This window comes from Nocardia sp. NBC_01499, assembly GCF_045040275.1.
Taxonomy (GTDB): domain Bacteria; phylum Actinomycetota; class Actinomycetes; order Mycobacteriales; family Mycobacteriaceae; genus Nocardia.
Genome location: NZ_CP109426.1, coordinates 2,129,522 through 2,152,811 on the forward strand (window position 1 = coordinate 2,129,522; position 23,290 = coordinate 2,152,811).

Consider the following 23,290-nt stretch of genomic DNA (forward strand, 5'->3'; position numbering starts at 1 on the left):
GACCGGACTCGGTCCCGCTCGATCGGTCGTTGCGTGGCCGACCCGAGTCGCGAGACTCGTTGTCGCGCTTGCGTTCCGGGGATGTCATCGAACCACCGCCTGCTCGAAACCGGCGTCGACTGCCCGGTCGGCTAGCGAAATCTCGCACCGTGCTGTCATGGTCCACCGCTCTCGTTGAGGTCGCGGCGCATCGCCACGGATAGAAAGGACTGCGGGACGATCGGGGATCGTCACTCGACCACCGCACCGGGCTGCAAGCGCGCGCCGCGGGCCCAGTCGAGGGCGGCCATCATGCGTTTGCCTTGGGGTTGAACCTGATCCAGGCGGATCGCGGTGGTCGCGGTGCCGATGTAGACGCCGGATTTGCGGACCTCGATGGTCCGGGGCGGCAGCGTCTCCTCGACCAGTTCGACGGGGCCGAGTTTCAGGCGATTGCCGTCGACCTCGGTCCAGGCGCCGGGCGCGGGGGTGACCGCTCGGATGCGGCGGCCGATGGCGAGCGCGGGCAGGTCCCAGCGGATGTGCGCGGCGTCGGCGGTGATCTTGGGGGCGTGCGAGACGCCCTCGGTGGCTTGCGGAACCGCTTGCAAGGTCCCGTCTTCCACGCCGTCGAGGGTCGCCTCGAGCAGTTGGGCGCCACTGAGAGCGAGGCGGTCGAGCAGCCCGCCCGCGGTGTCGGTGACGGCGATCTTCTCGGTCACCATGCCGAACACCGGACCGGTGTCGAGCCCGGCCTCGATCTGGAAGGTGGACGCGCCGCTGATCTCGTCGCCCGCGTCGATCGCGGCCTGTACGGGCGCCGCGCCACGCCAGGCGGGCAGCAGCGAGAAGTGCAGGTTGATCCAGCCGAATCGGGGGATGTCGAGTACCCGCTGCGGCAGCAGCGCGCCATAGGCCACCACCGGACAGCAGTCGGGAGCCAGCGCGGTGAGCTGCTCGATGAACTCGGGTTCGGACGGTCGCCGAGGCGTCAGCACCGGAATCCCGTGCTCGTCGGCCAGCAACCCGACCGGCGATCTTGTCACCTTGCGCCCACGTCCGGCAACCGCATCGGGCCTGGTCACAACGGCGATCACCGCGTGGCGATCGGATTCGATCAAGCGCCGCAGCGACGGCACGGCCGGTTCCGGCGTGCCCGCGAAGACGATGCGCATCAGCGACCCCGTCCGAACGGACCGGCTTGGCCCGCCGCACTGTGTATACCCGCCCCGCCGGCTGCCGTCCCCCCGGCCGAACGCGACGGCCGCGATGTCACGCCCGCGCTGAACCAATCGGATTCGCGAATGGTCCGCATCGCGTCCTTGCGCGCCGCCGGGTCGAGCCGATCGATGAACAACACGCCGTCAAGATGGTCCGTCTCATGCTGCACGCACCGGGCAAGCAGGCCCTCGGCGGTGAATTCGACAGGCGCACCGTGCATGTCGACGCCGGTGGCCCGCACCCGCAGCGCCCGCCGGGTGTCGTACCGCACACCCGGAATCGATAGGCAGCCCTCGGGGCCGACCTGCTCCTCGTCGCCGACCACTTCCCACCGCGGGTTCACCAGATGCCCCGCGGCGTCATGAGTGTCGTACACGAAAACACGCAACCCCACTCCGATCTGCGGTGCGGCCATGCCGACGCCACCATCGTCGTGCATGGTGTCGGTCAGGTCGGTCACCAGCTGCTGCAGTTCGCGGTCGAATTCGGTGACCTCCGCCGCGCGGGCACGCAGAATGGGATCGCCGAACAGGCGAACAGGCTGAATGGTCACGGCAAACTCCCGGAAGCGGACGAACACGGTCGTCTCATTCTAGTGAGACGACCGAATGTCCCCGATCCACCAGCCCGAAGCTGGTACAACTCCAGTGCGGTCGGACGGGGTGAGCTGTCCTCCGTCCGGCCGCCCTGTTACGAGTTCCCGGCGATGATCACTTCGGGAATACCCGTACCGAGCATCACCGGGCGGCACACCGGCGCGGGCATGCTCGGATCGAGCACGGTCAGCAGCAGCTGCTGCACGAACGGGTCGTACACCATGTGGAAGTGACCGGTCAGGTCGATCGCGCAGCGATCCTGCAGCGAGATGTTCACCGCGCCGGGGCCGCGCAACGCGATATTGCTGTTCGGCTGGATCATCTCGTCGACCTTGCTGCCGATCGTCGTGTACTTGGGGCCGGGCACGGTGTCGCCGCCCGCGTTGAGCTCGACCATGACCTCTGATCCCTGCGCCTGCTGTATCGCGGCGAGCGAGGTCACCCTGGCGAACGCCTGCATGGCGCCCGGCACCGCGTCGACGACCGGCACCAGTCCGTACATCACCCCGCCGTAACTCGGCGAGGCCAGGCCGATCCACTGGCCGACCTTCGGCGCGCCGCCGAGCTTGTTGAGGTAGAACCGGGTGACCGTGGCGCCCTGGGAAAACCCGACGAGGTCGACCTGCTTGGCGCCGGTCGCGGCGAGCACCTGATCGACGAACGCGCCGATCTGATACGAGCTGAGCACCACGTCCTCGGTGCCGTAGCTGTCGCCCCCCGGGGTGCCGCCGTAGTTGAGCGCGAAGACGCAGAATCCGGCCGCGGCGATCTGCGGCGCGATCGCCGAGTAATCCGAGTAGGCGCTGGAGTCGGTACCATGCGCGAGCACCACCGGCCGCGGGTGGGCGGAACTCGGCTTGCAGCCGAAGTCGTTGGTGCCCAACGGGGCAACGTTCTTGTGTGACTTGAGATAACTTGCCGCGCCGAGATGATCGGACTGCGGCGGGCCGGGCTGGGTGGGGGCCTCGGGCGGGCGGTAGCCGGACGGCTCGGCGTGCGCCGCACCGGTGCCGAGCATTGCTACTACGGCGAGTGCGGCGACCAGCACGGCCCTACCCAAGTGTGAAATACCCCAAACCCATACACCCCGAAACTGTCGCATCTCACAATGATCTACTGAACCCGCCCCAAATGCGCGCTCCAACGGGGCGTTTCACACCCCATTACTTTTCGGGGGTCTCGTCTTCGGCCAGGATTCGGTATAGAGACTTCCTGGTCTCGGTGAGCAGCTCCGCAGCGCGTGCCGCCTGTGCCGGCGTGCCCGCCGCGGCGACCTGCGCGACCGCACCCATCAGCTGACTGACGAGTTCCCGCAGGTCAATGGCCTGGGTGCCGACGTCTTCCTTGACGTCTGCCCACGGGTCACCGATTTCGTCCTTGTGTTCGGTGACGTACGCGGTGCCCGCCTCGGTCAGCTGCGCGGTCTTGCGCCCGGCGACCTTCTCGATGAGGACCAGGCCCTCGTCTTCCAGCTGGGCCAGCGCGGGGTAGATCGATCCCGGGCTCGGACGCCAGAGGTCGTCACTGCGCTCGCGGATCCGTTGGATGAGTTCATAGCCGTGCATCGGCCGCTCGGTGAGCAGCAGCAAGACCGCCGCCCGCACGTCGCCGCGCCGGCCACGACCGCCGCGTCCGCGACCGCGACCGAACCCAGGGCCGAAGCCGGGCCCGAAACCTGGGCCGAAGCCCGGTCCGAAGTCATGGCCGTGACCGTGTCGTCCGCCGCGGCGCTGCCGCTGACGAGGATCGAAGTCCTCGCCCTGACGCTGCCAGGGGCCGCGTCGTCCAAATTCTCGATGTCCTTGCGTTTCCATGTAAGCCTCCTCAGGCTCTCGTGTTCGTTTCATATTATCGACGATATATCGTCAATGCATCGAAAGCAAGGGTCCGTGGCAGAATTCCCGGGCACCCGCCAGACTCAGGCCGCGAGTGAATCGATCCAGCGCGCCAGCCGCTCCCCCTCCGCCACCATCAGCTCGGGGTCGCGGAAGGTGTTGGTGAGCAACGAGATTCCCTGGTATGCGGCGATCAGTGCGACGGCGAGCTGCCGCGCGTCGGTGCGGCCCATCGCCTCGAACTGCCCCTCGACCCAGTCGACCAGCTGCCGCATGACGGCGGCGAGCTCACGGTCCAGGCCGTCGGCGCGCTTGTCGAGTTCGGTGGCGAGGGTGCCCGACGGACAGCCGAATCGCGCGGCCGTCTCGCGTTCGGCCACCCAGCCGCCGATCAGCGCCGTGAGCCGGTCCCGCGGGGTCGGCAGCCGTTCGAGCATCGCGATCAGGTCGCTCAGCGCCTGCTCGTGGGCGCCGATCGCGGCGCGGACCAGCTGATCTTTGGTTTTGAAGTAGTAGTAGACGTTGCCGACCGGCACGTCGGCGGCATTGGCGATGTCGGCGATGGTCGTCTTCTCCACCCCCTGCTCGTGGAATACGCGGGCGGCGGCGGCACCGAGCCGCTCGCGTTTACCACCCTTCGGGCGCGCCGGGGCTGCTGAGTTAGTCACGTAACTCACTGTAGACAAGCTGGGCGTTTGTCGGCTACGTTCGTTTAAGTCAGTCAACTAACTAAATGGAGCCGACAAGATGATCGTGGTTACCGGAGCAACCGGAAACATCGGCGCACACCTCGTGCGGAACCTGGCCGAGGCGGGCCGGGAAGTGATAGCGGTTTCCCGTGGCAGCAGGGACGTCGCGCTGCCGGAGGGCGTGCGTTCGATAGTCGCCGACCTGGCCGATCCGGACAGCCTCGCCCCTGCCGTCGCGGGCGCCGACGCGTTGTTCCTGCTCATCACCGGCGAGCAGCTGGTGAGTGGCCCGGATCCGGAGCGGGTACTGAAGGTCGCGATGGCGGGTGGTGTCCGGCGGGTGGTGTTCGTGTCCTCACAGGGCGTGGCCACCAGGGCCAGTGCCGAGGGGTATGCGCGGCTGGTCGCCTTCGAGGAGGCCATCCAACGATCCGGGCTGGAGTGGACCATCTTGCGGCCCGCGGGTTTCTACGCCAATACGTACGCGTGGGCGGAATCCGTGCGCGTCGAACGGACGGTCGCGGCGCCCTTCGGTGCGATCGGCTTGCCGTCCATCGATCCGGCCGATATCGCCGCGGTCGCGGCCGCCGCGTTGTCCGAGGACGGGCACGCCGGAAAGGTTTACACCCTGACCGGACCCGCACTGAGCACGCCACGCGAGCAGGCCGAGGCGATCGGCGCCGCGCTAGACACATCGGTGCGATTCGTGGAATTGACTCGGGCACAGGCATATACGGGGATGTCGCGGTTCATGCCGGAGCCTGTGGTCGAGCACACGCTGTCGATTCTCGGCGAACCGACGGCCGCCGAGCAGGAGATCAGCCCGGACGTGCGGCGGGTGCTCGGCCGGGCGCCCGCGAGTTATCTCGAATGGGCGCAACGCAATCGGGCCGTATTCGCCTGACCTTCACCATGCCGACAGATCGAAGACTCGAATGTGCTGCTCGCCCTGGCGATCTCGGACATCGATGCCGAGTTCGAGCAGTTCCTCATCGAGTTCTTCGACGTCGAGGGGCTTTTCGTCCGCGAGCGCGCGGCGACGGGCGCGTAGGACGGCGTCGACGTCTTTCCCTGTCTCGGGTCGGCCATCGATCCAGCGGAAGAAGTCCGCGCCGAACGGGTCGTTCTGGTCCAGCCAGGGGTAGCCGTGCGCGCGGAAGGCGTTCTCGATGTCGGTGCGGCTCAGGTCATTCGCGCCGAATCGCGCGAGCCTGCGCTTGTGCCGATCGGTGAGCACCAGGTCGGCGTCCTCGCGGAACACGGCGGCCACGCGCTTGCGCGACACATGCTGCGCGCGACCCTCTTTGACCAGCTCGACGTGATCGTCGGCGATGGTGAGGGTCAGGCTTTCCGAGCGGGCCATTTCGTAAAGCACCACGCCCACAACAACTCCGACGAAGGTGGTGATCGGCACCAGCCACACCTCCGGCACGCTCATCGCGAGCTTGAGCGCGCCAGGGCTCCCGTGCAGGGTGTCGGTCGCCCAGCGGCCGACGGGATGCACGGCGAAACCAACGCCGCATCCGATGGCGACGCCGCCGACGGCGAACAGCCAGGCCCACACCGAGGAAAAGCGCAGCACAGTTGGCGCGGAGGTGGTCGTCATGGTTTCTCCGTTTCGATCGGCCGTAGCAGCCTGGAGACCGTCGCGCGCACCAGTGGGCGCGGGTCGTGCGGGTTGTCGGAGTCCGCGTTGAGGAAGGCGGCGTCGATGACGGCCAGAATCCAGCGCGCGGTTTCCATGGGTTCGAATCCCGGGGCGATCTGGCCGGTGCGGATGCCGCGCTCGAGCAGCGCGGCGAGGGCCTCGGCGCTCAGTCGCGCGTCCTCGAGTACGACCCGCGCCAGTTCCTCGTCGTGGCCGAGGCGGCGCAGCAGTTCGAACATCAGCCCGGGCGCCGCCGGATCCCGCGCCTCACCGGCCAGCACCTCGACGATGTCGAGAATGGCGTCGAGGCAATCGGTTCGGTCGATGTGGCGCGCGATGACCTCGGTGTGCTCGGGAATCGACAGCTCGAAGATCGAGCGGAAGACAGCGGCCTTGTCCTTGAAGTAGTAGAAGACGCTGCCCGAGCTCAGTCCGGCGGCGCGGGCGATCTGGGTGGCCGTTGTCCGTTCGTAGCCGTGCGTGGCGAACTGCTCGGCGGCGGCGAGGGTGATGGCGCGACGGCGTTCGGCAACACGATTCGGATCGACGGTGCGGGCCACGCGCCGATCGTATCATTAACTGATCGGCCAGTTAAAGAATAGACCTCGACCGAGCGAGCGAGGATGGCACTCGCGGAGAGCTAGAAGACGGGAGTGGTGCGGCCGCTCAGTTCGCACTTGTTGCCGAAGGTCTTCTGCCAGTCGACCTTCTTGCCCTGCCAGGTGCCGGTGACCGCGGCGGTGACCGGCTCGTAGACCTGCGTGCAGACGGCGGTGGGGTCGCCGACGAGCTTGTCGAAGTCGCCGCCCGCGGCCGCCAACGCGGCGCAGGCCGCTTCGGCGTTGGTGTGATTACCGCCGGTCGGCTCGCAGGTGAGGGTGACTCGGGTCGGCGTCGAGCCTTGAGCCGCCGGGGTGACGGTCAGCGTCAGGTCGGACTTCGGCGGCTTGGGATCATCGGAGGAGCAGGCCGCAAGCAGGCTGAGCGCGACGACCGCAAAGCACGCGGTCGCGAAGGTGCGGCGGAGCGACGAGGTCGTCATCGCGCCAGTTAATCACGCGTTATCGGATGAACGGCTGATTCTTCGACCGAGTTTTCTCGATCAGCCGATGTCGACCGGGTCGATCTGCACCCGCAGCGGCGCGTCGGAACGATGCGTGCTTCGGATGGCCTGAGCGGCGGTGAGGGCGCGGGCCAGCGCCGCGCCGGACTTGCGGTCGACGCGCAGCAGGATCCGTTCGACCTCGGCCGGGGAGTCGCCTGAGGAGAACGGCTTGCGCGCGCCGTACGGCAGCGGCACCGGGCCGAGCACCTCGACATCATCAGGAAGGTCTGTGGCGGAAAGCAATTCGGCGATGGAGTCGGAGGTACCGTCGACCGCAGCCATCCGCACCGCTGGCGGGAAACCGACCTCGGCGCGGGACGCCATCTCGACCCTGGCATGGCCGACCGGGTCCCATCGGACCAGGGCCTGCACGGTGGGTATGCCGGGGTCGGCCATCACGATGACCTGACCGCGCGAGCGCACCAGTGTCGCGGCGGTCATCCAGCGGCGCAGCGCGTCTTCGGAGGCCCGCAGGTCGGCGCGGCTGAGCAGTGCCCAACTGTCGAGGAGCAGAGCAACTCCGTAGCCACCCGGCAGGACCGGTTCGGCGCCGACGGTGGCGACCACCACCTGTGGACCCGGTTCCACCGTGTCGAGCATCGCGCCGCCGCCGGAGCCGCGAATCGGCACACCGGGGAACGCTCGGCCGAGTTCCTCCGCGGTGCGGGTCGCGCCGATCACCACGGCGCGCAGGGCGCGCGAACCACAGGACGAGCAGCGGAACGCCGCCTCGGTGATGCCGCACCACCGACAGCTCGGGCTGTGCGCGGCATCGCCTTGCGTATCACTGTGCCGCGCACGGCCATCCGGCAACGCGAGCGGTCCGTTACAGCGCCTGCACCTGGCGGGGGTCCGGCATTTCGCGCAGGCCAGCGACGGGACGTACCCGCGGCGCGGCACCTGCACCAGCACACCGGCCCCCTCCTTCAGCGCCGCCCGCGCGGCCGCGTACGCCACACCAGGGATGCGGACCGCCCGCGCGACCGGGTCCCGCTCCATCGCGAGATCGGTGTCACCTGGCACGCTGATCCGCGGCGCCGCGTCACGCACCACCGCCCGATCGGCGACCAGGTCGTGCGCCCAGCCTGACTCCACCACCGCCTGGATCTCCGCGGTCCGCGCGAAACCGGCCGCGACGAACGCCGCCCCCGTCTCGTGCGACCGCAGCATCGCCACCTCCCGCGCGTGCGGATACGGCGAGCGCGGCTCGGCATACGTGTCATCGCCGTCGTCCCAGATCGCGATCAGCCCAAGGTCTTTCGCCGGCGCGAACACCGCACTGCGCGTCCCGACCACCACCCGCGCCGTCCCGCGCAACACCGCGAGCCACCGCCGATACCGCGCGGCCGGACCGAGCCCCGCGGACAACCCGACCGCCGAATCCCCCAGCAGCCGATCACATTCCGCCAACACCCGATCCAAATCCCGCTGATCCGGCACCATCAAAATCGCACTGCGCCCCCGCCCAGCCACCGCCGCCGCCAACTCCGCCAACCGCCGCGGCCAATCCTCCCCCGGCAACGCCTGCCACGCCGCCCGCGGCCCCCTACCCTCCACCAGCGCCGCCATAAACGCCGGACCATGGATGTACTGCCCCCAAGGTCCGTGGTCGACAGCCGGTTGTCCCCCCACCGACTCCGACTCCGACTCCGACGCCGACGCCGACGCCGACGCCGCGACAGGCTCGCCACCCCGATCCCCCGCGCCTACCGCCTCATCCACGTCTGCCGCCGAACCGGCAATCACCGAACCAGACTCACCGCCCGCGTCCCCCACCCCTGCCGTCTGGGCCACGTCTGCCGTCGGACCGGTGAGCATCGAATTGGATTCAGTTCGGTCGGCGGTCGAGGACGCCGATTCCGGCGACAGCGCCGCAGCATCGCTTGACGACGGTGTGGACGGGTCGTCTTGCGCCCCTTTGGATTCGACTCGGTCGGCATTCGAGGATACGGATTTCGACAGTCGCGCGGTGGCATTGTTGTCCGACGACTCGGGCGGGTCCCCTTGTGCCCGTGCGGAACCAGCAGCGTCCGCCACGGCGTCCGCTGCGGCACTCGCACCAGCGGCACGGCCAGTCGGCACCGAATCGGCCTCTACACCAGCGGAATCACCCTCCGGAGGCGTCGCGTCGGGGAAGTGCGCCGACTGGGCGGCACTGTCCACTCCTAGCGGCGTGGACGGGTCACCTTGCGTCCCAACAGGATCGGCGGCGAGGGGGCGCGAATCGGCCGTCGGACCGAGTGTCGCCGAATCAGCTTCAGCCACAAGCGGATCCGTGCTCAAGGGTGCCGACTCTCGCGACTTCGCCGACCGCACTGGCGCATTGACGCCGGATGGCGTGGGTGAGACACGTCGTATCGCAGCGGGGCTTTCCGCGGCCGAATCGGCGGCGGGATTCGTATCAGTCGCCGGAGCGCGCGTCACCGAATCAGCTTCGACTCCAGCAGAATCGGTACTCACCGCAGTGCTGGACGGCTGCGCCGACCGAGCCGCGCCGTCCGCGCCGTCCGCGCCGTCCGCGCCGTCCGCGCCGTCCGCGCCATCCGCGCCATCCGCGCCATCCGCGCCATCCGCGCCATCCGCGCCAGAGGATATGTCCGGATCGCCGCGAGTCTCCGCGGCGTCAGCCGTATTGGACGCGACGGTAGGGGAACTCGCATCGAGTGTCGGACCGGGGTCAGCCGAATCACCCTCGACCCCAATGGAATCGGCGGAGGAGGGCCCCGCGGGCAACGGGTTCACACGGAGCGGGGAACTCGCAGCTGAACCTTTTTGCCGCCCTGCGGGACTCGCCGTATCCGCAGCGGTAGCCGTCGAGTCCTCTTGTGTCGCATCGGCTTCGGCCGACTTCTTCTTCGATCCCCCGGTTTCCGTGCGCGCATGCCGCGGCGGGATGGCCAGGCGCAGGACGTCGGCACGGGTGCCCGCATAACGCGCGGCCACCGCGGTGGCCAGTTTCATGATCTCGGGTGTGAGGACACGCTCGGCGGAAACGACTCGTTCGAGTTTCACCAGTTTGCCGCTGTGGTCGCTGTGGGTGCGGCGCTCCAGCAGATAGCCGTCGACGAGCCGCCCCGCGAAGCGGACGCGGACGCGGACCCCCGGCTGGGCGAGTTCGTCCAGCTCGGGCGGAACCAGGTAGTCGAAGTCGCGGTCCAGGTGTGCCGGAGACAGCAAAGGGAGCACCCGAGCGATCGGGTGCTCCACGGCTGCGGGGCCCGCGGGCGGGACCCCCGGTGTGGCGGGGGTGCCCGCCGCGGGTTTGTTCACTCGGTGCGGTCGGGCCTACAGGCCGACGGCGGCGCGGAGCTTGTCCGCGCGCATCGGATGGGGCTTCCCAGGGCAGGTCGACACATCCACACCGCCACCTTCCTACAGGCCGACGGCGGCGCGGAGCTTGTCCGCACGGTCCGTGTGTTCCCAGGGCAGGTCGACGTCGGTGCGGCCGAAGTGGCCGTACGCGGCGGTCGGCGCGTAGATGGGGCGCAGCAGGTCGAGGTCGCGGATGATCGCGCCGGGGCGCAGGTCGAAGACCTCGGCGATGGCGGCCGAGATGCGGGCCGGGTCGACCTTCTCGGTGCCGAAGGTTTCCACGAACAGGCCGACCGGTGCGGACTTGCCGATGGCGTAGGCCACCTGGACCTCGACGCGCTCGGACAGCCCGGCCGCGACGACGTTCTTGGCGACCCAGCGCATGGCGTACGCGGCCGAACGGTCCACCTTCGACGGGTCCTTGCCGGAGAAGGCGCCGCCGCCGTGGCGCGCCATGCCGCCGTAGGTGTCGACGATGATCTTGCGGCCGGTCAGGCCGGCGTCGCCCATCGGGCCGCCGAGCACGAACTTGCCGGTCGGGTTGACAAGCAGCCGGATGCTCGAGGTGTCCAGCGAGGGCAGCTCGAGGTCGGCGATCACGGCCTCGACGACCTTTTCCTTGATGTCGGGCGCGAGCAGGTTGTCCAGGTCGATGTCGGCGGCGTGCTGGGTGGAGATCACGACGGTGTCGAGCCGAACCGGGCGGTCACCCTCGTATTCGATGGTGACCTGGGTCTTGCCGTCGGGGCGCAGGTACGGCAGCACGCCGGATTTGCGCACCTCGGTGAGCCTGCGCGAGAGCCGGTGCGCGAGCGCGATGGGCAGCGGCATGAGCTCGGGGGTATCGGTGGTCGCGTAGCCGAACATCAGGCCCTGATCGCCCGCGCCCTGCTTCTCGATCTCGTCGTCGGACCCGCCGACGCGCGCCTCGTGCGAGGTGTCGACGCCCTGCGCGATATCGGGCGACTGCGCGCCGATCGCGATGTTGACGCCGCAGGAGTTCCCGTCGAATCCCTTTGCCGAGGAGTCGTATCCGATCTCGAGGACCTTTTCCCGAACGATCCGGGGAATGTCGACGTAGGCGGAAGTGGTGACCTCACCCGCGACGTGGACCTGGCCGGTCGTCACGAGGGTTTCCACCGCGACCCGGCTGCGCGGGTCGTCCGCAAGCAACGCGTCGAGAATGGAATCGCTGATGGCGTCACAGATCTTGTCCGGGTGACCTTCGGTCACGGACTCACTGGTGAATAGCCGGCTGCCGGACGTGCGCACAGTTCTTCCCTCTCCCTCAACGGGTATTTCGTCTCGGTTTGCGACAGTAACGCGATGCCGTTACCGCGCAACCCTTCTTTCCAGACTATGGCAAACCACTGACATGCCGGGGACCAAGAGATCTCTATCTCAGACAGTTCGTCCGATCGGTCTCGGGGACACCGCGGCGCCGATGGTTGATCACCGGGTCATTATCCCAGTCACACAACGGATTTCAGCGCAACAGCGGACCGAGCGCGTCGAGCACCCGGCTGGCGAGCAGCGCCTTGGATCCATGATCGAGCGACTGTTCGGTACCGTCCGCACCGAGCAGCCAGCCGTCGTTGGTGTCCACCTCGAACGCCTTGCCCTCGCCGACCGCGTTGACCACCAGCAGGTCGCATCCCTTGCGCGCGAGTTTTGCCCGCGCGTAGGTGAGGACGTCGCCGTGCTCATCGCCGGTCTCGGCGGCGAATCCGACGATCGCGGTGCCGGTCAACTGCCCGTCGCGGCGGGCCTGCACCAGACCGGCCAGGATGTCGGTGGTCTTGGTCAGCGCGATGGTGTCCGGTTCCCCGACGCCCTTCTTGATCTTGGCCGCGGCCACATCGGTGGGCCGGAAGTCGGCCACCGCCGCCGCCATGATCACCGCGTCCGCACCGACCGCATGCTTGTCGACGGCGGTCTTGAGCTGTTCGGCGGTGGTGATGTGCACCAGGTCGACGGCCGCAGGCGCGGCCATCTCGATCGTGTTGCCCGCGATCAGCGTCACATGCGCGCCGCGCTGGGCCGCGACCCGAGCCAGGGCGTAACCCTGTTTCCCGGAGCTGCGGTTGCCGAGGAAACGCACCGGATCCAGCGGTTCCCTGGTTCCGCCCGCGGTGATGACCACCCGGCGGCCTTCCAGGTCACGCGGGATGGCGTCGGCGCGTTCGAGCAGCAGCGCGGCGAGCCCGAAGATCTCTTCGGGCTCGGGCAACCGTCCAGGACCGGTATCGGTGCCGGTGAGTCGGCCCGACGCGGGTTCCATGACGATCGCTCCGTGCGCGCGCAGCGTCGCGACATTGGCGACGGTCGCCGGATGCTCCCACATCTCGGTGTGCATCGCGGGCGCGAACAGGATCGGACATCGGGCCGTCAGCAGCGTCGCGGTGAGCAGGTCGTCGGCGCGGCCCTGGGCGGCGCGCGCCATCAGGTCGGCGGTCGCCGGGGCGATGACAACGAGGTCCGCCTCCTGGCCGAGCCGAACGTGCGGCACCTCGGGCACATCGGTGAACACGTCGGTGTGCACCGGGTTCCCGGACAGTGCCTCGAAGGTTGCCTTACCGACGAATTGCAGCGCCGACTCGGTGGGGATCACCCTGACCTGGTGTCCGGTCTCGGTGAACCGCCGGACAAGCGAGCAGGCCTTGTACGCGGCGATCCCGCCGCCGACGCCGACGACGATCCGTGTGGTCACTTACGCCTCCGGCTCGCTGAACCCCGCGGCCGCGGGGAAATCGACGACAATCCGTGCGGTCACTACGCCTCCGGCTGGATCATCCCCGTCAACACGGGGAGTTCGGTACTGCGGAACAACGGCGGCGCTTACTCGCCTTCGGTGTGCTCGAGCAGGTCGGAGTGGATCTCGCGCATGGCGACCGAGAGGGGCTTTTCCTGCAGGCCCGGCTCGACCAGCGGGCCGACGTACTCGAGGATGCCGTCGCCGAGCTGGTTGTAGTAGTCGTTGATCTGACGCGCGCGCTTGGCCGCGTAGATGACCAGGGCGTACTTGGACGAAGTGCGCTCCAGCAGCTCATCGATCGGGGGGTTGGTGAGGCCGATCGGGGTGTCGTAGGCGGGAACGACTTTGCTGTCCGTACTGCTCACTAGGGGGGCTCCTGCGGATCGAAGGATTACGAACTCGAATTTGTGCTAACGAACAAGGATACCAACTGCTCACAGGCGCTGGTCACCTCGTCGTTCACGATGACGATGTCGAACTCGTCACAGGCCGCCAATTCGGTCCTGGCGGTTTCCAGCCTGCGCTCGATCACTTCCGGTGATTCGGTGCCCCGCGAGGTGAGCCTGGATACCAGTTCGTCCCAGCTGGGTGGGGCGAGGAAGGCGAGGATCGCTTCGGGGATGGCCTCGCGTACCGACCGCGCCCCTGCTAGATCGACCTCGACCAGTACGGGCAGACCCTCTGCGAGGGCGGCCCGTACCGGTGCGGCCGGGGTGCCCGAACGTTGCAAACCACCGTGAATATCCGCCCACTCGAGTAGTTCGCCCGCCGTGATCATGGCGTCGAACTCTTCCCTGGACACGAATCGATAGTCGAGGCCGTCGACCTCCCCGGGCCTAGGGGCCCGAGTCGTTGCCGACACACTGAAGATCAGGTGCGGCAGTCGCTCGCGGACGCAACGGACCACGGTCGACTTTCCGACGGCCGAGGGGCCGACCAGTACAACCAGTCGACCCTTCCGCGTATGTTCGACCACCCTCGTTATCAGGCGTCGAAGTCGAACCGGGCAAGCAGCGCCTTGCGCTGCCGATCGCCGAGTCCGCGCAGACGCCGGGTGGGGGCGATCTCCAGTTCACTCATGATTTCCGCTGCCTTGACCTTGCCCACCTTCGGCAAAGCCTCCAGCAGCGCCGACACCTTCATCTTGCCGAGAATCTCATCGGACTCGGCATCGGTGAGGACCTGCTTCAGGTTGGTGCCGCCTCGCTTCAGGCGCTCCTTGAGCTCCGCCCGAGCGCGGCGAGCGGCAGCCGCCTTCTCCAAAGCAGCGGCGCGCTGCTCGTCAGTCAGCTGGGGAAGGGCCACGGTTCCTCCGTCTCATCGTTCATTGCATCAACTCCTGCCGGTAACCCGGCAGTCTCAGCGACCGTACCCACGGCATCCGCAGATTGCGAACCCACCCCCCAGGTCAGCGCATGATTCCGGATGCCGTAGACGCGAGAGCAGCGCGATCCGCACTGCTCCTCTGTCGCTGCGCAGATCGTACCGCCGAAATCGCGAAATGCCTCCTCAGCAGGGAGTTTTCACTATTGACACAGGTTAGCGGGAGGGTTGCTATGACGTGACATGCGGCGCCAGCAAACCCATGCCTGCCCGACCAGGAACTTTCTCGGAAATTCCCGCGTGTCGCGTTGTCCTTCAGCGTGTCGTGGACCACAGACAGGTCGAACGACCGGTTCGGGCGGCTTCGGCGGCCGATCGATTGTCGATCTGCACCGCCGGGTTTGTCGACCTGCACTGACGAAATCGCCGTTCTGGGCCGATCCGGGCGGTTCGGCCCATGCGGAGCACCATCCGGCCGGGATACGGCCGTAGCAGGGCATACAGACCCCGCTACGGGCCACATGCACGCGTGCACATGACCGCACGCTGGCCGGAAACCACCGGGGACCGGCGCGATTGCGCCGGTCCCCGTGGTTATTTCTGCAAGAACGCGAACGTTTCCTGGAGCTCGCTCACGCTGGCGCGTAGCGCCGGAACGGCCGGTCCGGCGCGCAGAACCTCCCGCGAGACGGTCGGCACCGCGGCCGCCAGCATCGCCTCCGGGACCAGGTCACGGATGTTTTCCGGGCCCCCGCCCTGTGCTCCGACACCGGGCATCAGGATCGGCCCGTTGAGCGCAGACAGGTCAGGCGCCTCGGTCAACGTCGCGCCGATCACCACGCCGACCGACCCGAATTCCGGGCCGGCATTGCGCGCGGCGGCCTCGTCGACCATCGTCTTGGCGATGCTGCGGCCGTCCGCCGTGACGACCCGTTGCAGTTGCGCCCCTTCGGGATTCGAGGTCGCCGCGAGCACGAACACCCCGCGACGGTTGGCCTCGGCCAGCGCCAAAGCCGGTGCCAGCGAACCGAATCCGAGGTACGGCGAGACCGTGACGGCGTCGGAGCCGAGCGGGCCGTCGCTGAGCCAGGCGTGCGCGTAGGCGTCCATGGTGGAGCCGATGTCGCCGCGCTTGGCGTCGGCGAGCACCAGCGTGCCCGAGGCACGCAACACCTCGATCGTGCGCTCCAGCACCGCGATTCCGGCCGAGCCGTAGGTCTCGAAGAACGCGACCTGCGGCTTCACCAGCGCGACGCGGCCGTCGAAGGCCTCGACGCAGATCTCCGCGAACTTCTCCAGCCCGTCCGCGTCGGCGGTGAGACCCCACGACTCCAGCAGGCCGGGGTGCGGGTCGATGCCGACGCACACGGGGCCGAAATGCCCCATGGCGTGCTGCAATCGAGCGCCGAAGCTCTTCACGGTGTCGTCTCCGTCCCGCTCACCCACGCAGCACCGAGTGCAGTTCCTGCAGCGAACGCACCCCGATCCCACCGTTGATGCTCGCCTCGATGCCCTGCACCGCGGCGGCCGCACCCTGCACCGTGGTGATGCACGGGATGTTCACACCGACCGCGGCACTGCGGATTTCGTAACCGTCGATGCGCGGCCCGGAATTGCCGTAGGGGGTGTTGAAGACCATGTCGATCTCGCCGTCCCTGATCTGCTCGACGATCGTCGGCTGCGGCACATCACCATTGGCGGCCACCGTTTCCGGCTCCGAGTGCTTGCGCACCTGCTCGCACGGAATACCGTTGCGGCGCAACATCTCCGCCGTACCCTCGGTGGCCAGGATGCGGAACCCGAGGTCGTGCAGGCGCTTGACCGGGAAGACCATCGCGCGCTTGTCCCGGTTCGCGATCGAGACGAACACGGTGCCCTCGGTGGGCAGCGAACCGTAGGCCGCGGTCTGGCTCTTGGCGAAGGCGGTGCCGAAGTCGGCGTCGATGCCCATCACCTCGCCGGTGGACTTCATCTCCGGGGAGAGCAGCGAATCCACGCCGGTGCCGTCGGCCTTGCGGAACCGGTGGAACGGCAGCACGGCCTCCTTCACGGCGACCGGTGCGTCCAGCGGGACGTGCCCGCCGTCGCCCTCGCCGGGCAGCATGCCTTCCTTGCGCAGGTCGGCGATGGTGGCGCCGAGCATGATCCGCGCGGCCGCCTTGGCCAGCGGCACCGCGGTGGCCTTGGACACGAACGGAACCGTCCGGCTGGCCCGCGGATTCGCCTCTAGCACGTAGAGCACGTCGTCCTTGAGCGCGTACTGCACGTTGAGCAGGCCCTTGACGCCGATGCCCTTGGCCAGCGCGACGGTCGAGCGCCGCACCGCCTCGATATCACTGCGGCCCAGTGTGATCGGCGGCAGCGCGCAGGCGGAGTCGCCGGAGTGGATGCCTGCCTCTTCGATGTGTTCCATCACACCGCCGAGGTAGACCTCGTCGCCGTCGCACAGCGCGTCGACGTCGATCTCGATGGCGTCTTCCAGGAACCGGTCGACAAGCACCGGATGCTCGGGGCTGAGCTCGGTGGCCCGAGAGATGTAGCCCTCCAAGGAGTTCTCGTCGTAGACGATCTCCATGCCGCGCCCGCCGAGGACATAGGACGGGCGGACGAGTACCGGATAGCCGATGCTCGCGGCGATCTTCTTGGCCTGCGCGAAGGTCGTGGCGGTGCCGTACTTCGGCGCGGGCAGTCCGGCCGCGACGAGCACGTCACCGAATTCGCCGCGGTCCTCGGCCAGGTCGATGGCGGCGGCGCTGGTGCCGACCACCGGGACACCGGCGTCGGTGAGCCGCTGTGCCAGGCCGAGCGGGGTCTGCCCGCCCAGCTGCACGATGACGCCCGTGACGTGCCCCGACTCGCTTTCCGCGTGGTACACCTCGAGCACATCCTCGAAGGTGAGCGGCTCGAAGTAGAGCCGGTCGGCGGTGTCGTAGTCGGTGGAGACGGTCTCCGGGTTGCAGTTGACCATCACCGTCTCGTACCCGGCCTGCGAAAGTGTCTGCGCCGCATGCACACACGAGTAGTCGAACTCGATGCCTTGGCCGATCCGGTTCGGGCCGGAGCCGAGGATGATCACCTTGTCGCGCTCGCGCTGCGGGGCCACTTCGGATTCCGCGGCGGGATCGAGCTCATAGGTCGAGTAGTGGTACGGGGTCTTGGCCTCGAACTCGGCGGCGCAGGTGTCGACCGTCTTGAAGACCGGGCGGACGCTGAGCCGGTGCCGCAGCGCGCGAACGCCGGTCTCCCCGGCCAATTCCGGGCGCAGCGCGGCGATCTGACCGTCGGACAGGCCGTAGTGCTTGGCCAGGCGCAGCAGCGTCTCGTCGAGCACGGGCGCGTCCATGATCTCGGTACGCAGCTCGACCAGTCCGGCGACCTCCGCGACGAACCACGGGTCGATGCCAGAAGCGGCGGCGACGTCTTCGATGCTCGCGCCGAGGCGCAGCGCCCGCTCGACCTGGTAGATGCGTCCCTCGATGGGTGTGCGCAGGTCTTCCAGGATCGCTTCGACGTCAGTCCATTTGCCGTCTTCGAGGGTCCAGAAGCCGGCGGCCTTCGTCTCCAGCGAACGCAGCACCTTGCCGAGCGCCTCGGCGAAGTTGCGCCCCAACGACATTGCCTCGCCGACCGACTTCATGGTGGTGGTCAGCGTCGGGTCGGCGCCGGGGAACTTCTCGAACGCGAACCGCGGCGCCTTGACGACCACGTAGTCCAGGGTCGGCTCGAAGCAGGCCGGGGTTTCCTTGGTGATGTCGTTGACGATCTCGTCGAGGGTGTAGCCGATGGCCAGCTTGGCGGCGATCTTGGCGATCGGGAATCCCGTTGCCTTGGAAGCCAATGCGGACGAACGCGAGACGCGCGGGTTCATCTCGATGACGATCAGTCGACCGTCGGCGGGGTCAACCGCGAACTGGATATTGCAGCCGCCGGTATCGACGCCGACCTCGCGCAGGATCGCGATGCCGAGGTCACGCATCTTCTGGTACTCGCGGTCGGTGAGCGTCATCGCGGGCGCGACGGTCATCGAGTCGCCGGTGTGCACGCCCATCGGGTCGACATTCTCGATCGAACAGACGATGACCACGTTGTCGCTGCGGTCGCGCATCAGCTCGAGCTCGAATTCCTTCCAGCCGAGGATGGATTCCTCGATGAGCACGTTCGCGGTCGGCGAGGCGGACAGGCCGCCACCGGCGATGCGGTCGAGATCCTGGTCGTTGTAGGCCATTCCGGAGCCGAGGCCGCCCATGGTGAACGAAGGCCGCACCACCACAGGGAATCCGAGCTCGGTGACCGTGTCGCGCACCTCGTCCATCGTGTAACAGACACGGGAGCGGGCACTTTCGCCGCCGACCTTGGCGACGATGTCCTTGAACTTCTGCCGGTCCTCACCGCGCTGGATGGCGTCGAAGTCGGCGCCGATCATCTCGACGTTGTACTTCTCCAGCACCCCGTTCTCGTGCAGCGCGACCGCGGTGTTCAGCGCGGTCTGCCCGCCGAGGGTGGCCAGGATGGCGTCGGGACGTTCCTTGGCGATGACCTTCTCAACGAACTCCGCGGTGATCGGCTCGACGTAGGTGGCGTCGGCGAACTCGGGGTCGGTCATGATGGTCGCCGGGTTGGAGTTCACCAGTGAAACCCGCAGGCCCTCGGCCCGCAGCACCCGGCACGCCTGGGTGCCGGAGTAATCGAACTCGCAGGCCTGTCCGATGACGATCGGTCCAGAGCCGATCACCAGGATGTGCTTCAGATCGGTGCGGCGTGGCATCAGGCTCCTTCCATGAGACCGGCGAAACGGTCGAAGAGATAAGCAGCGTCGTGGGGTCCGGCGGCGGCCTCCGGGTGGTACTGCACCGAGAACGCGCGGCCGTCGATGAGGCGGACGCCCTCGACCGTGCCGTCGTTGGCGCAGACGTGGCTGACCTCGGCCTTGCCGAACGGGGTGTCGAACTGCTCGCCCTGCTCGCCTTCCAGCGCGAAGCCGTGGTTCTGCGCGGTGATCGCGATGCGACCGGTGCCGTGCTCGATCACCGGGACGTTGATGCCGCGGTGGCCGAACTTCATCTTGTAGGTCTTGCGGCCGAGCGCGCGGCCGAGGATCTGGTTGCCGAAGCAGATGCCGAACAGCGGCAGGCCGCGCTCGAGCACGCCCTTGGTCAGCGCGACCGCGCCGTCCTGGGTGGCCGGGTCGCCGGGGCCGTTGGACAGGAAGACACCGTTCGGGTTCAGCGCGAGGATCTGGTCGATCGAGGTGTTCGAGGGCACCACGTGCACCCGCATGCCGCGTTCGGCGAACATCCGCGGGGTGTTGGTCTTGATGCCGAGATCGACCGCGACGACGGTGAAGCGCGGATCGCCGGTCGGCTCGATGGTGTAGATCGAGTCGGTGCTCACCTCTTCGGCCAGGTCGGCGCCGAGCATGGACGGCTGGCCGGTGACCCGGCCGAGCAGCTCGTCGGTGTCGGCGAGGGCGGGGCCGGAGAAGATGCCCGCCTTCATCGAGCCGCGGGTGCGCAGGTGGCGCACCAGGGCGCGGGTGTCGATGCCAGCGATGCCGACGATGTCCTGGCGTTGCATCGCCTCGGGCAGTGTGCCGGTGGCCCGCCAGTTGGAGGCGCGGCGCGCGGGGTCGCGCACCACGTAACCGGCGACCCAGATCTTGCCGGACTCGTCGTCCTCGTCGTTCCAGCCGGTGTTGCCGATTTGCGGTGCCGCGGCGACCACGATCTGGCGGTGGTAGCTGGGGTCGGTGAGGGTCTCCTGGTAGCCGGTCATCGCGGTGCAGAACACCGCCTCACCGAGCGTCTCGCCCACGGCGCCGTAGGCCGAGCCGCGGAATACCCGGCCGTCCTCCAGCACTAGAGCAGCGTCTTGTTGACTCATCCCTCGTCGTCTCCCGTCGTCGTGCTGGTGTCTGCTTGCAACCCCCGAGTCCAAGCCGGGTACACCGCCTTGTCGTCACCCCGGAAACCGGTATCTATCTCGGTTCCGGTGGGCAGCTTCCAGCGAACTACCAGCACACCATCTGCTGTCATTACTTTGCCCGCGTGCCCGCGCTCGGTGCGCACCGCGGTAATGGATTCCTGCGGGATCCAGATCACCGTCGCGCCGTCGCGCTCGAGCAGGATCCCCCGTTCGAACCGCGTGAGTTCCGCCGTGGCCCGGAAACCCAAGTCGCCCACCGCGATCCGGTCCTGCCAGCTGGGCGCCATGGTGCTGCCGAGATACAGTCCGGTGGTCGGCTCGAGCACCTGTGCGCCCAGGTCGGCGGGCACGGTCGGCAGTTCACCGATGCGTGCCCCTTGGCGCGCGGCCCGGTTCTGCCAGCCCCGATACATCAGCCAGACGCACACGGCGAACAGCGCGAGCAGCCCGATAACCCAAAGCGTTCTCTCCACTTACGAACCTCCCGTGTCCAATCGGCTGCGCTCCCGGTGCCCTGTGTGGGCCCACCCGTCACCCACCGCCGCCCTCAACGGCCGGCCTCCGGCCGACTGCGCTGATTCGGCGCTACCGCCTCCGGGCCCGTCGCTCGCACCGCGCGGCTACCCACCGACCTTGCCCTCACGGGCAGTTACCCGACCACGGAGCAACGTCGTTGTCACTCGGGCCGGGAACGTCATGTCCTCGAACGGTGTGTTGTTCGAGATGCTGGCGAGCTCCTTGGCGCGCACCGTCCAGCTGGCGTCGGGGTCGACCAGCGTCAGGTTCGCTGGCTCACCGACCTCGATCGGCCTGCCGTGCTCGTCGAGCCCGACGATCGCGGCGGGCTGCTCGCTCATCACCCTGGCGACACCGCGCCAGTCCAGCAGGCCGGGTTCGACCATGGTCTGCACGATGATCGAGAGCGCGGTCTCCAGGCCGAGCATGCCGGGACGGGCGGCGGCGAACTCGCAGCACTTGTCCTGTTCGGCGTGCGGGGCGTGGTCGGTGGCGACGCAGTCGATGATCCCGTCGGCCAGCGCCTGACGCAGCGCGGCGGCGTCGGACGCCTCACGCAGCGGCGGGTTGACCTTGTTCACCGCGTCGTAGGTCTCCAGGCGCGAGTCGTCCAGCAGCAGGTGGTGCGGGGTGACCTCGGCGGTGATCGAAATGCCTTGCGCCTTGGCCCATTTCACCAGTTCCACGGTGCCTGCGGTGGAAGCGTGGCAAATGTGCACGCGCGCACCGGCATCGCGGGCGAGGATCGCGTCGCGGGCCACGATGGACTCCTCGGCCGCGCGCGGCCAGCCGGCCAGGCCGAGGCGGGCCGCGGTCGGGCCCTCGTGCGCGATCGCGCCTTTGGTGAGTCGCGGCTCCTCCGCGTGCTGGGCGATCAGCACGCCGAGGGTGTTCGCGTACTCCAGGGCGCGGCGCATGAGCAGCGGGTCGTAGACGCAGTGGCCGTCGTCGGAGAACATCCGCACCGCGCCGACTCCGGCGGCCATGGTGCCCATTTCGGCGAGCTGCTTGCCTTCGAGACCGACGGTCACCGCACCCACCGGGTACACGTCGACAAGGCCGACCTCCTGGCCGCGGCGCCACACGTGATCGGTGACGACCACCGAGTCGGCGACCGGGCTGGTGTTGGCCATCGCGAACACCGCCGTGTAACCGCCCAACGCGGCTGCGGCGGAACCGGATTCGATGGTCTCGGTATCTTCGCGGCCCGGCTCACGCAGGTGCGTGTGCAGGTCGACGAAGCCGGGCAGCAGGATTTGGCCCTCAGCCGCAATGACTTCCGCGTCGTCGGCGCTGAGATCGGTGCCGATCTCCCGGATTACACCGTCGGCGATCAGCACGTCGACCGGTTCGCCCTCCCCGTAGACCCGGGCGCCCTTGATCAGAAGTCGCGTCATGCCACCGCCTCCTGCGTACCGACCAGCAGCCGGAACAGGACGGCCATGCGCATGTGTACTCCGTTCGTCACCTGTTGCAAGATCGCGGCCTGCGCGGAATCGGCTACCGGCGAGGCGATTTCCATGCCGCGCAGCATCGGGCCCGGATGCAGGACCGTCGCGTGTTCGGTCAGCAGGGCGAGCCTGCGTTCGGACAGTCCGTAATTGATCGAGTATTCGCGGGCCGACGGGAAGAACCCGCCGTTCATCCGCTCGGCCTGCACGCGAAGCATGAGAACCGCGTCGGCGCCGGGCAATTCGGCGTCCAGCGAGTGCGCGATCCGCGCGGGCCATGCGTCGACGCCGACCGGAAGCAGCGTGCGCGGGGCGACAAGCACGACCTCCGCACCGAGGGTGGCCAGCAGGAAAACGTTGGAGCGGGCGACCCGGCTGTGCAGGATGTCGCCGACGATCACGACCCGCTTGCCCTCGATATCGCCGAGCCGCTGGCGCAGGGTCAGCGCGTCGAGCAGCGCCTGCGTGGGATGCTCGTGAGTGCCGTCGCCCGCGTTGATGATGGCCGGGCCGGAGCTGCCGGATGCAACGGCCCAGGCGTCCATCCAGCGCGCGATCTGGTGTGCCGCACCGGAAGCCGGGTGCCGCACGATCAGCGCGTCGGCGCCGGCGGCGTGCAGGGTCAGCGCGGTGTCGCGCAGGGATTCGCCCTTGGAGACCGAGGAGCTGCTCGCGCTGACGTTGATCACGTCGGCACTCATCCACTTGCCCGCGACCTCGAACGAGACGCGGGTGCGGGTGGAGTTCTCGTAGAAGACCGTCATCACGGTGCGTCCGCGCAGGGTCGGCAGCTTGTGTACTTCGCGGCCGAGCAGGGCCTGCTCGAAACGTTCGGCCTCGTCGAGCAATTCGATCGCGGTGGCGCGATCAAGATCACTGACAGTAAGGAGATGCCTCACGACTCCACCTCGCTGACGCTCGGCTCCGTCGTTCGGCAC

The 23,290-nt window shown here is 68.2% G+C and carries 21 protein-coding genes; 1 reads left to right on the forward strand and 20 read right to left on the reverse strand.

Annotation, left to right across the window (positions count from 1 at the left end):
• Positions 1-230: 230 nt before the first annotated feature.
• The 5 genes from fmt to OG203_RS09715 form a co-directional block, all read right to left on the reverse strand.
• Positions 231-1,154, reverse strand: coding sequence for a methionyl-tRNA formyltransferase (gene fmt / locus OG203_RS09695; RefSeq protein ID WP_405165344.1), 924 nt, complete (start codon positions 1,152-1,154; stop codon positions 231-233).
• Positions 1,154-1,753, reverse strand: a complete 600-nt coding sequence (gene def / locus OG203_RS09700) for a peptide deformylase (protein ID WP_405165345.1) — start codon at positions 1,751-1,753, stop codon at positions 1,154-1,156. The genes fmt and def overlap by 1 nt, the downstream gene beginning before the upstream one ends.
• Before the next feature lie 137 nt (positions 1,754-1,890).
• Complete coding sequence (locus OG203_RS09705) at positions 1,891-2,814, reverse strand: esterase/lipase family protein (protein WP_405167812.1); 924 nt, start codon at positions 2,812-2,814, stop codon at positions 1,891-1,893.
• A gap of 145 nt (positions 2,815-2,959) precedes the next feature.
• Positions 2,960-3,610, reverse strand: a complete 651-nt coding sequence (locus tag OG203_RS09710; RefSeq protein WP_405165346.1) for a PadR family transcriptional regulator — start codon at positions 3,608-3,610, stop codon at positions 2,960-2,962.
• A gap of 104 nt (positions 3,611-3,714) precedes the next feature.
• On the reverse strand, positions 3,715-4,299 hold the full coding sequence (locus OG203_RS09715; protein WP_405165347.1) for a TetR/AcrR family transcriptional regulator: 585 nt from the start codon (positions 4,297-4,299) through the stop codon (positions 3,715-3,717).
• Positions 4,300-4,378: 79 nt separating this feature from the next.
• Between OG203_RS09715 and OG203_RS09720 the strand changes: the two genes are divergently transcribed.
• Positions 4,379-5,224: an SDR family oxidoreductase gene (locus OG203_RS09720; protein ID WP_405165348.1), complete on the forward strand. Its 846-nt coding sequence runs from the start codon at positions 4,379-4,381 to the stop codon at positions 5,222-5,224.
• Positions 5,225-5,227: 3 nt separating this feature from the next.
• On the opposite strand, the gene OG203_RS09725 is transcribed toward OG203_RS09720, so the two are convergent.
• From OG203_RS09725 to OG203_RS09795, 15 genes are all read right to left on the reverse strand, one after another.
• Positions 5,228-5,926, reverse strand: coding sequence for a hypothetical protein (locus OG203_RS09725; RefSeq protein WP_405165349.1), 699 nt, complete (start codon positions 5,924-5,926; stop codon positions 5,228-5,230).
• Positions 5,923-6,528, reverse strand: coding sequence for a TetR/AcrR family transcriptional regulator (locus tag OG203_RS09730; protein WP_405165350.1), 606 nt, complete (start codon positions 6,526-6,528; stop codon positions 5,923-5,925). The genes OG203_RS09725 and OG203_RS09730 overlap by 4 nt, the downstream gene beginning before the upstream one ends.
• A gap of 80 nt (positions 6,529-6,608) precedes the next feature.
• The gene (locus OG203_RS09735) at positions 6,609-7,010 is read right to left on the reverse strand and encodes an SSI family serine proteinase inhibitor (RefSeq protein ID WP_405165351.1); all 402 of its coding nucleotides are present in this window, start codon (positions 7,008-7,010) and stop codon (positions 6,609-6,611) included.
• A 60-nt stretch (positions 7,011-7,070) separates the two neighbouring features.
• Entirely contained in the window at positions 7,071-10,268 is a 3,198-nt protein-coding gene (locus tag OG203_RS09740) for a hypothetical protein (protein ID WP_405167813.1), read from the reverse strand.
• A 177-nt stretch (positions 10,269-10,445) separates the two neighbouring features.
• Positions 10,446-11,657 carry a methionine adenosyltransferase gene (metK, locus tag OG203_RS09745; RefSeq protein ID WP_405165352.1) on the reverse strand — a complete coding sequence of 404 codons (1,212 nt, stop codon included), beginning with the start codon at positions 11,655-11,657 and terminating at the stop codon, positions 10,446-10,448.
• A gap of 214 nt (positions 11,658-11,871) precedes the next feature.
• Complete coding sequence (gene coaBC / locus OG203_RS09750) at positions 11,872-13,095, reverse strand: bifunctional phosphopantothenoylcysteine decarboxylase/phosphopantothenate--cysteine ligase CoaBC (RefSeq protein WP_405165353.1); 1,224 nt, start codon at positions 13,093-13,095, stop codon at positions 11,872-11,874.
• A gap of 128 nt (positions 13,096-13,223) precedes the next feature.
• The gene (gene rpoZ / locus OG203_RS09755) at positions 13,224-13,505 is read right to left on the reverse strand and encodes a DNA-directed RNA polymerase subunit omega (RefSeq protein WP_357392002.1); all 282 of its coding nucleotides are present in this window, start codon (positions 13,503-13,505) and stop codon (positions 13,224-13,226) included.
• Positions 13,506-13,531: 26 nt separating this feature from the next.
• The gene (gene gmk / locus OG203_RS09760) at positions 13,532-14,116 is read right to left on the reverse strand and encodes a guanylate kinase (protein WP_405165354.1); all 585 of its coding nucleotides are present in this window, start codon (positions 14,114-14,116) and stop codon (positions 13,532-13,534) included.
• Positions 14,117-14,124: 8 nt separating this feature from the next.
• Positions 14,125-14,445 (reverse strand): integration host factor, actinobacterial type, encoded by a 321-nt coding sequence (mihF, locus tag OG203_RS09765; RefSeq protein ID WP_014986450.1) that lies wholly within the window; start codon positions 14,443-14,445, stop codon positions 14,125-14,127.
• Between the two features lie 612 nt (positions 14,446-15,057).
• On the reverse strand, positions 15,058-15,882 hold the full coding sequence (gene pyrF / locus OG203_RS09770; protein ID WP_405165355.1) for an orotidine-5'-phosphate decarboxylase: 825 nt from the start codon (positions 15,880-15,882) through the stop codon (positions 15,058-15,060).
• A gap of 19 nt (positions 15,883-15,901) precedes the next feature.
• A complete protein-coding gene (carB, locus tag OG203_RS09775; protein WP_405165356.1) occupies positions 15,902-19,228 on the reverse strand; it encodes a carbamoyl-phosphate synthase large subunit in 3,327 nt (1,108 codons plus the stop codon).
• Entirely contained in the window at positions 19,228-20,343 is a 1,116-nt protein-coding gene (carA, locus tag OG203_RS09780; protein WP_405165357.1) for a glutamine-hydrolyzing carbamoyl-phosphate synthase small subunit, read from the reverse strand. The genes carB and carA overlap by 1 nt, the downstream gene beginning before the upstream one ends.
• Positions 20,340-20,858, reverse strand: coding sequence for a transporter (locus tag OG203_RS09785; RefSeq protein WP_405165358.1), 519 nt, complete (start codon positions 20,856-20,858; stop codon positions 20,340-20,342). The genes carA and OG203_RS09785 overlap by 4 nt, the downstream gene beginning before the upstream one ends.
• A 147-nt stretch (positions 20,859-21,005) precedes the next feature.
• Positions 21,006-22,298 (reverse strand): dihydroorotase, encoded by a 1,293-nt coding sequence (locus OG203_RS09790; RefSeq protein WP_405165359.1) that lies wholly within the window; start codon positions 22,296-22,298, stop codon positions 21,006-21,008.
• Entirely contained in the window at positions 22,295-23,251 is a 957-nt protein-coding gene (locus tag OG203_RS09795; protein WP_405165360.1) for an aspartate carbamoyltransferase catalytic subunit, read from the reverse strand. The genes OG203_RS09790 and OG203_RS09795 overlap by 4 nt, the downstream gene beginning before the upstream one ends.
• Positions 23,252-23,290: the final 39 nt, after the last annotated feature.

Coding starts and splice junctions, on each gene's coding strand:
- fmt (WP_405165344.1), bottom strand. CDS start 1,154: ATGCGCATCGTCTTCGCGGGCACGCCGGAACCGGCCGTGCCGTCGCTG.
- OG203_RS09705 (WP_405167812.1), bottom strand. CDS start 2,814: ATGCTCGGCACCGGTGCGGCGCACGCCGAGCCGTCCGGCTACCGCCCG.
- OG203_RS09710 (WP_405165346.1), bottom strand. CDS start 3,610: ATGGAAACGCAAGGACATCGAGAATTTGGACGACGCGGCCCCTGGCAG.
- OG203_RS09720 (WP_405165348.1), top strand. CDS start 4,379: ATGATCGTGGTTACCGGAGCAACCGGAAACATCGGCGCACACCTCGTG.
- OG203_RS09725 (WP_405165349.1), bottom strand. CDS start 5,926: ATGACGACCACCTCCGCGCCAACTGTGCTGCGCTTTTCCTCGGTGTGG.
- OG203_RS09735 (WP_405165351.1), bottom strand. CDS start 7,010: ATGACGACCTCGTCGCTCCGCCGCACCTTCGCGACCGCGTGCTTTGCG.
- carB (WP_405165356.1), bottom strand. CDS start 19,228: ATGCCACGCCGCACCGATCTGAAGCACATCCTGGTGATCGGCTCTGGA.
- carA (WP_405165357.1), bottom strand. CDS start 20,343: ATGAGTCAACAAGACGCTGCTCTAGTGCTGGAGGACGGCCGGGTATTC.
- OG203_RS09790 (WP_405165359.1), bottom strand. CDS start 22,298: ATGACGCGACTTCTGATCAAGGGCGCCCGGGTCTACGGGGAGGGCGAA.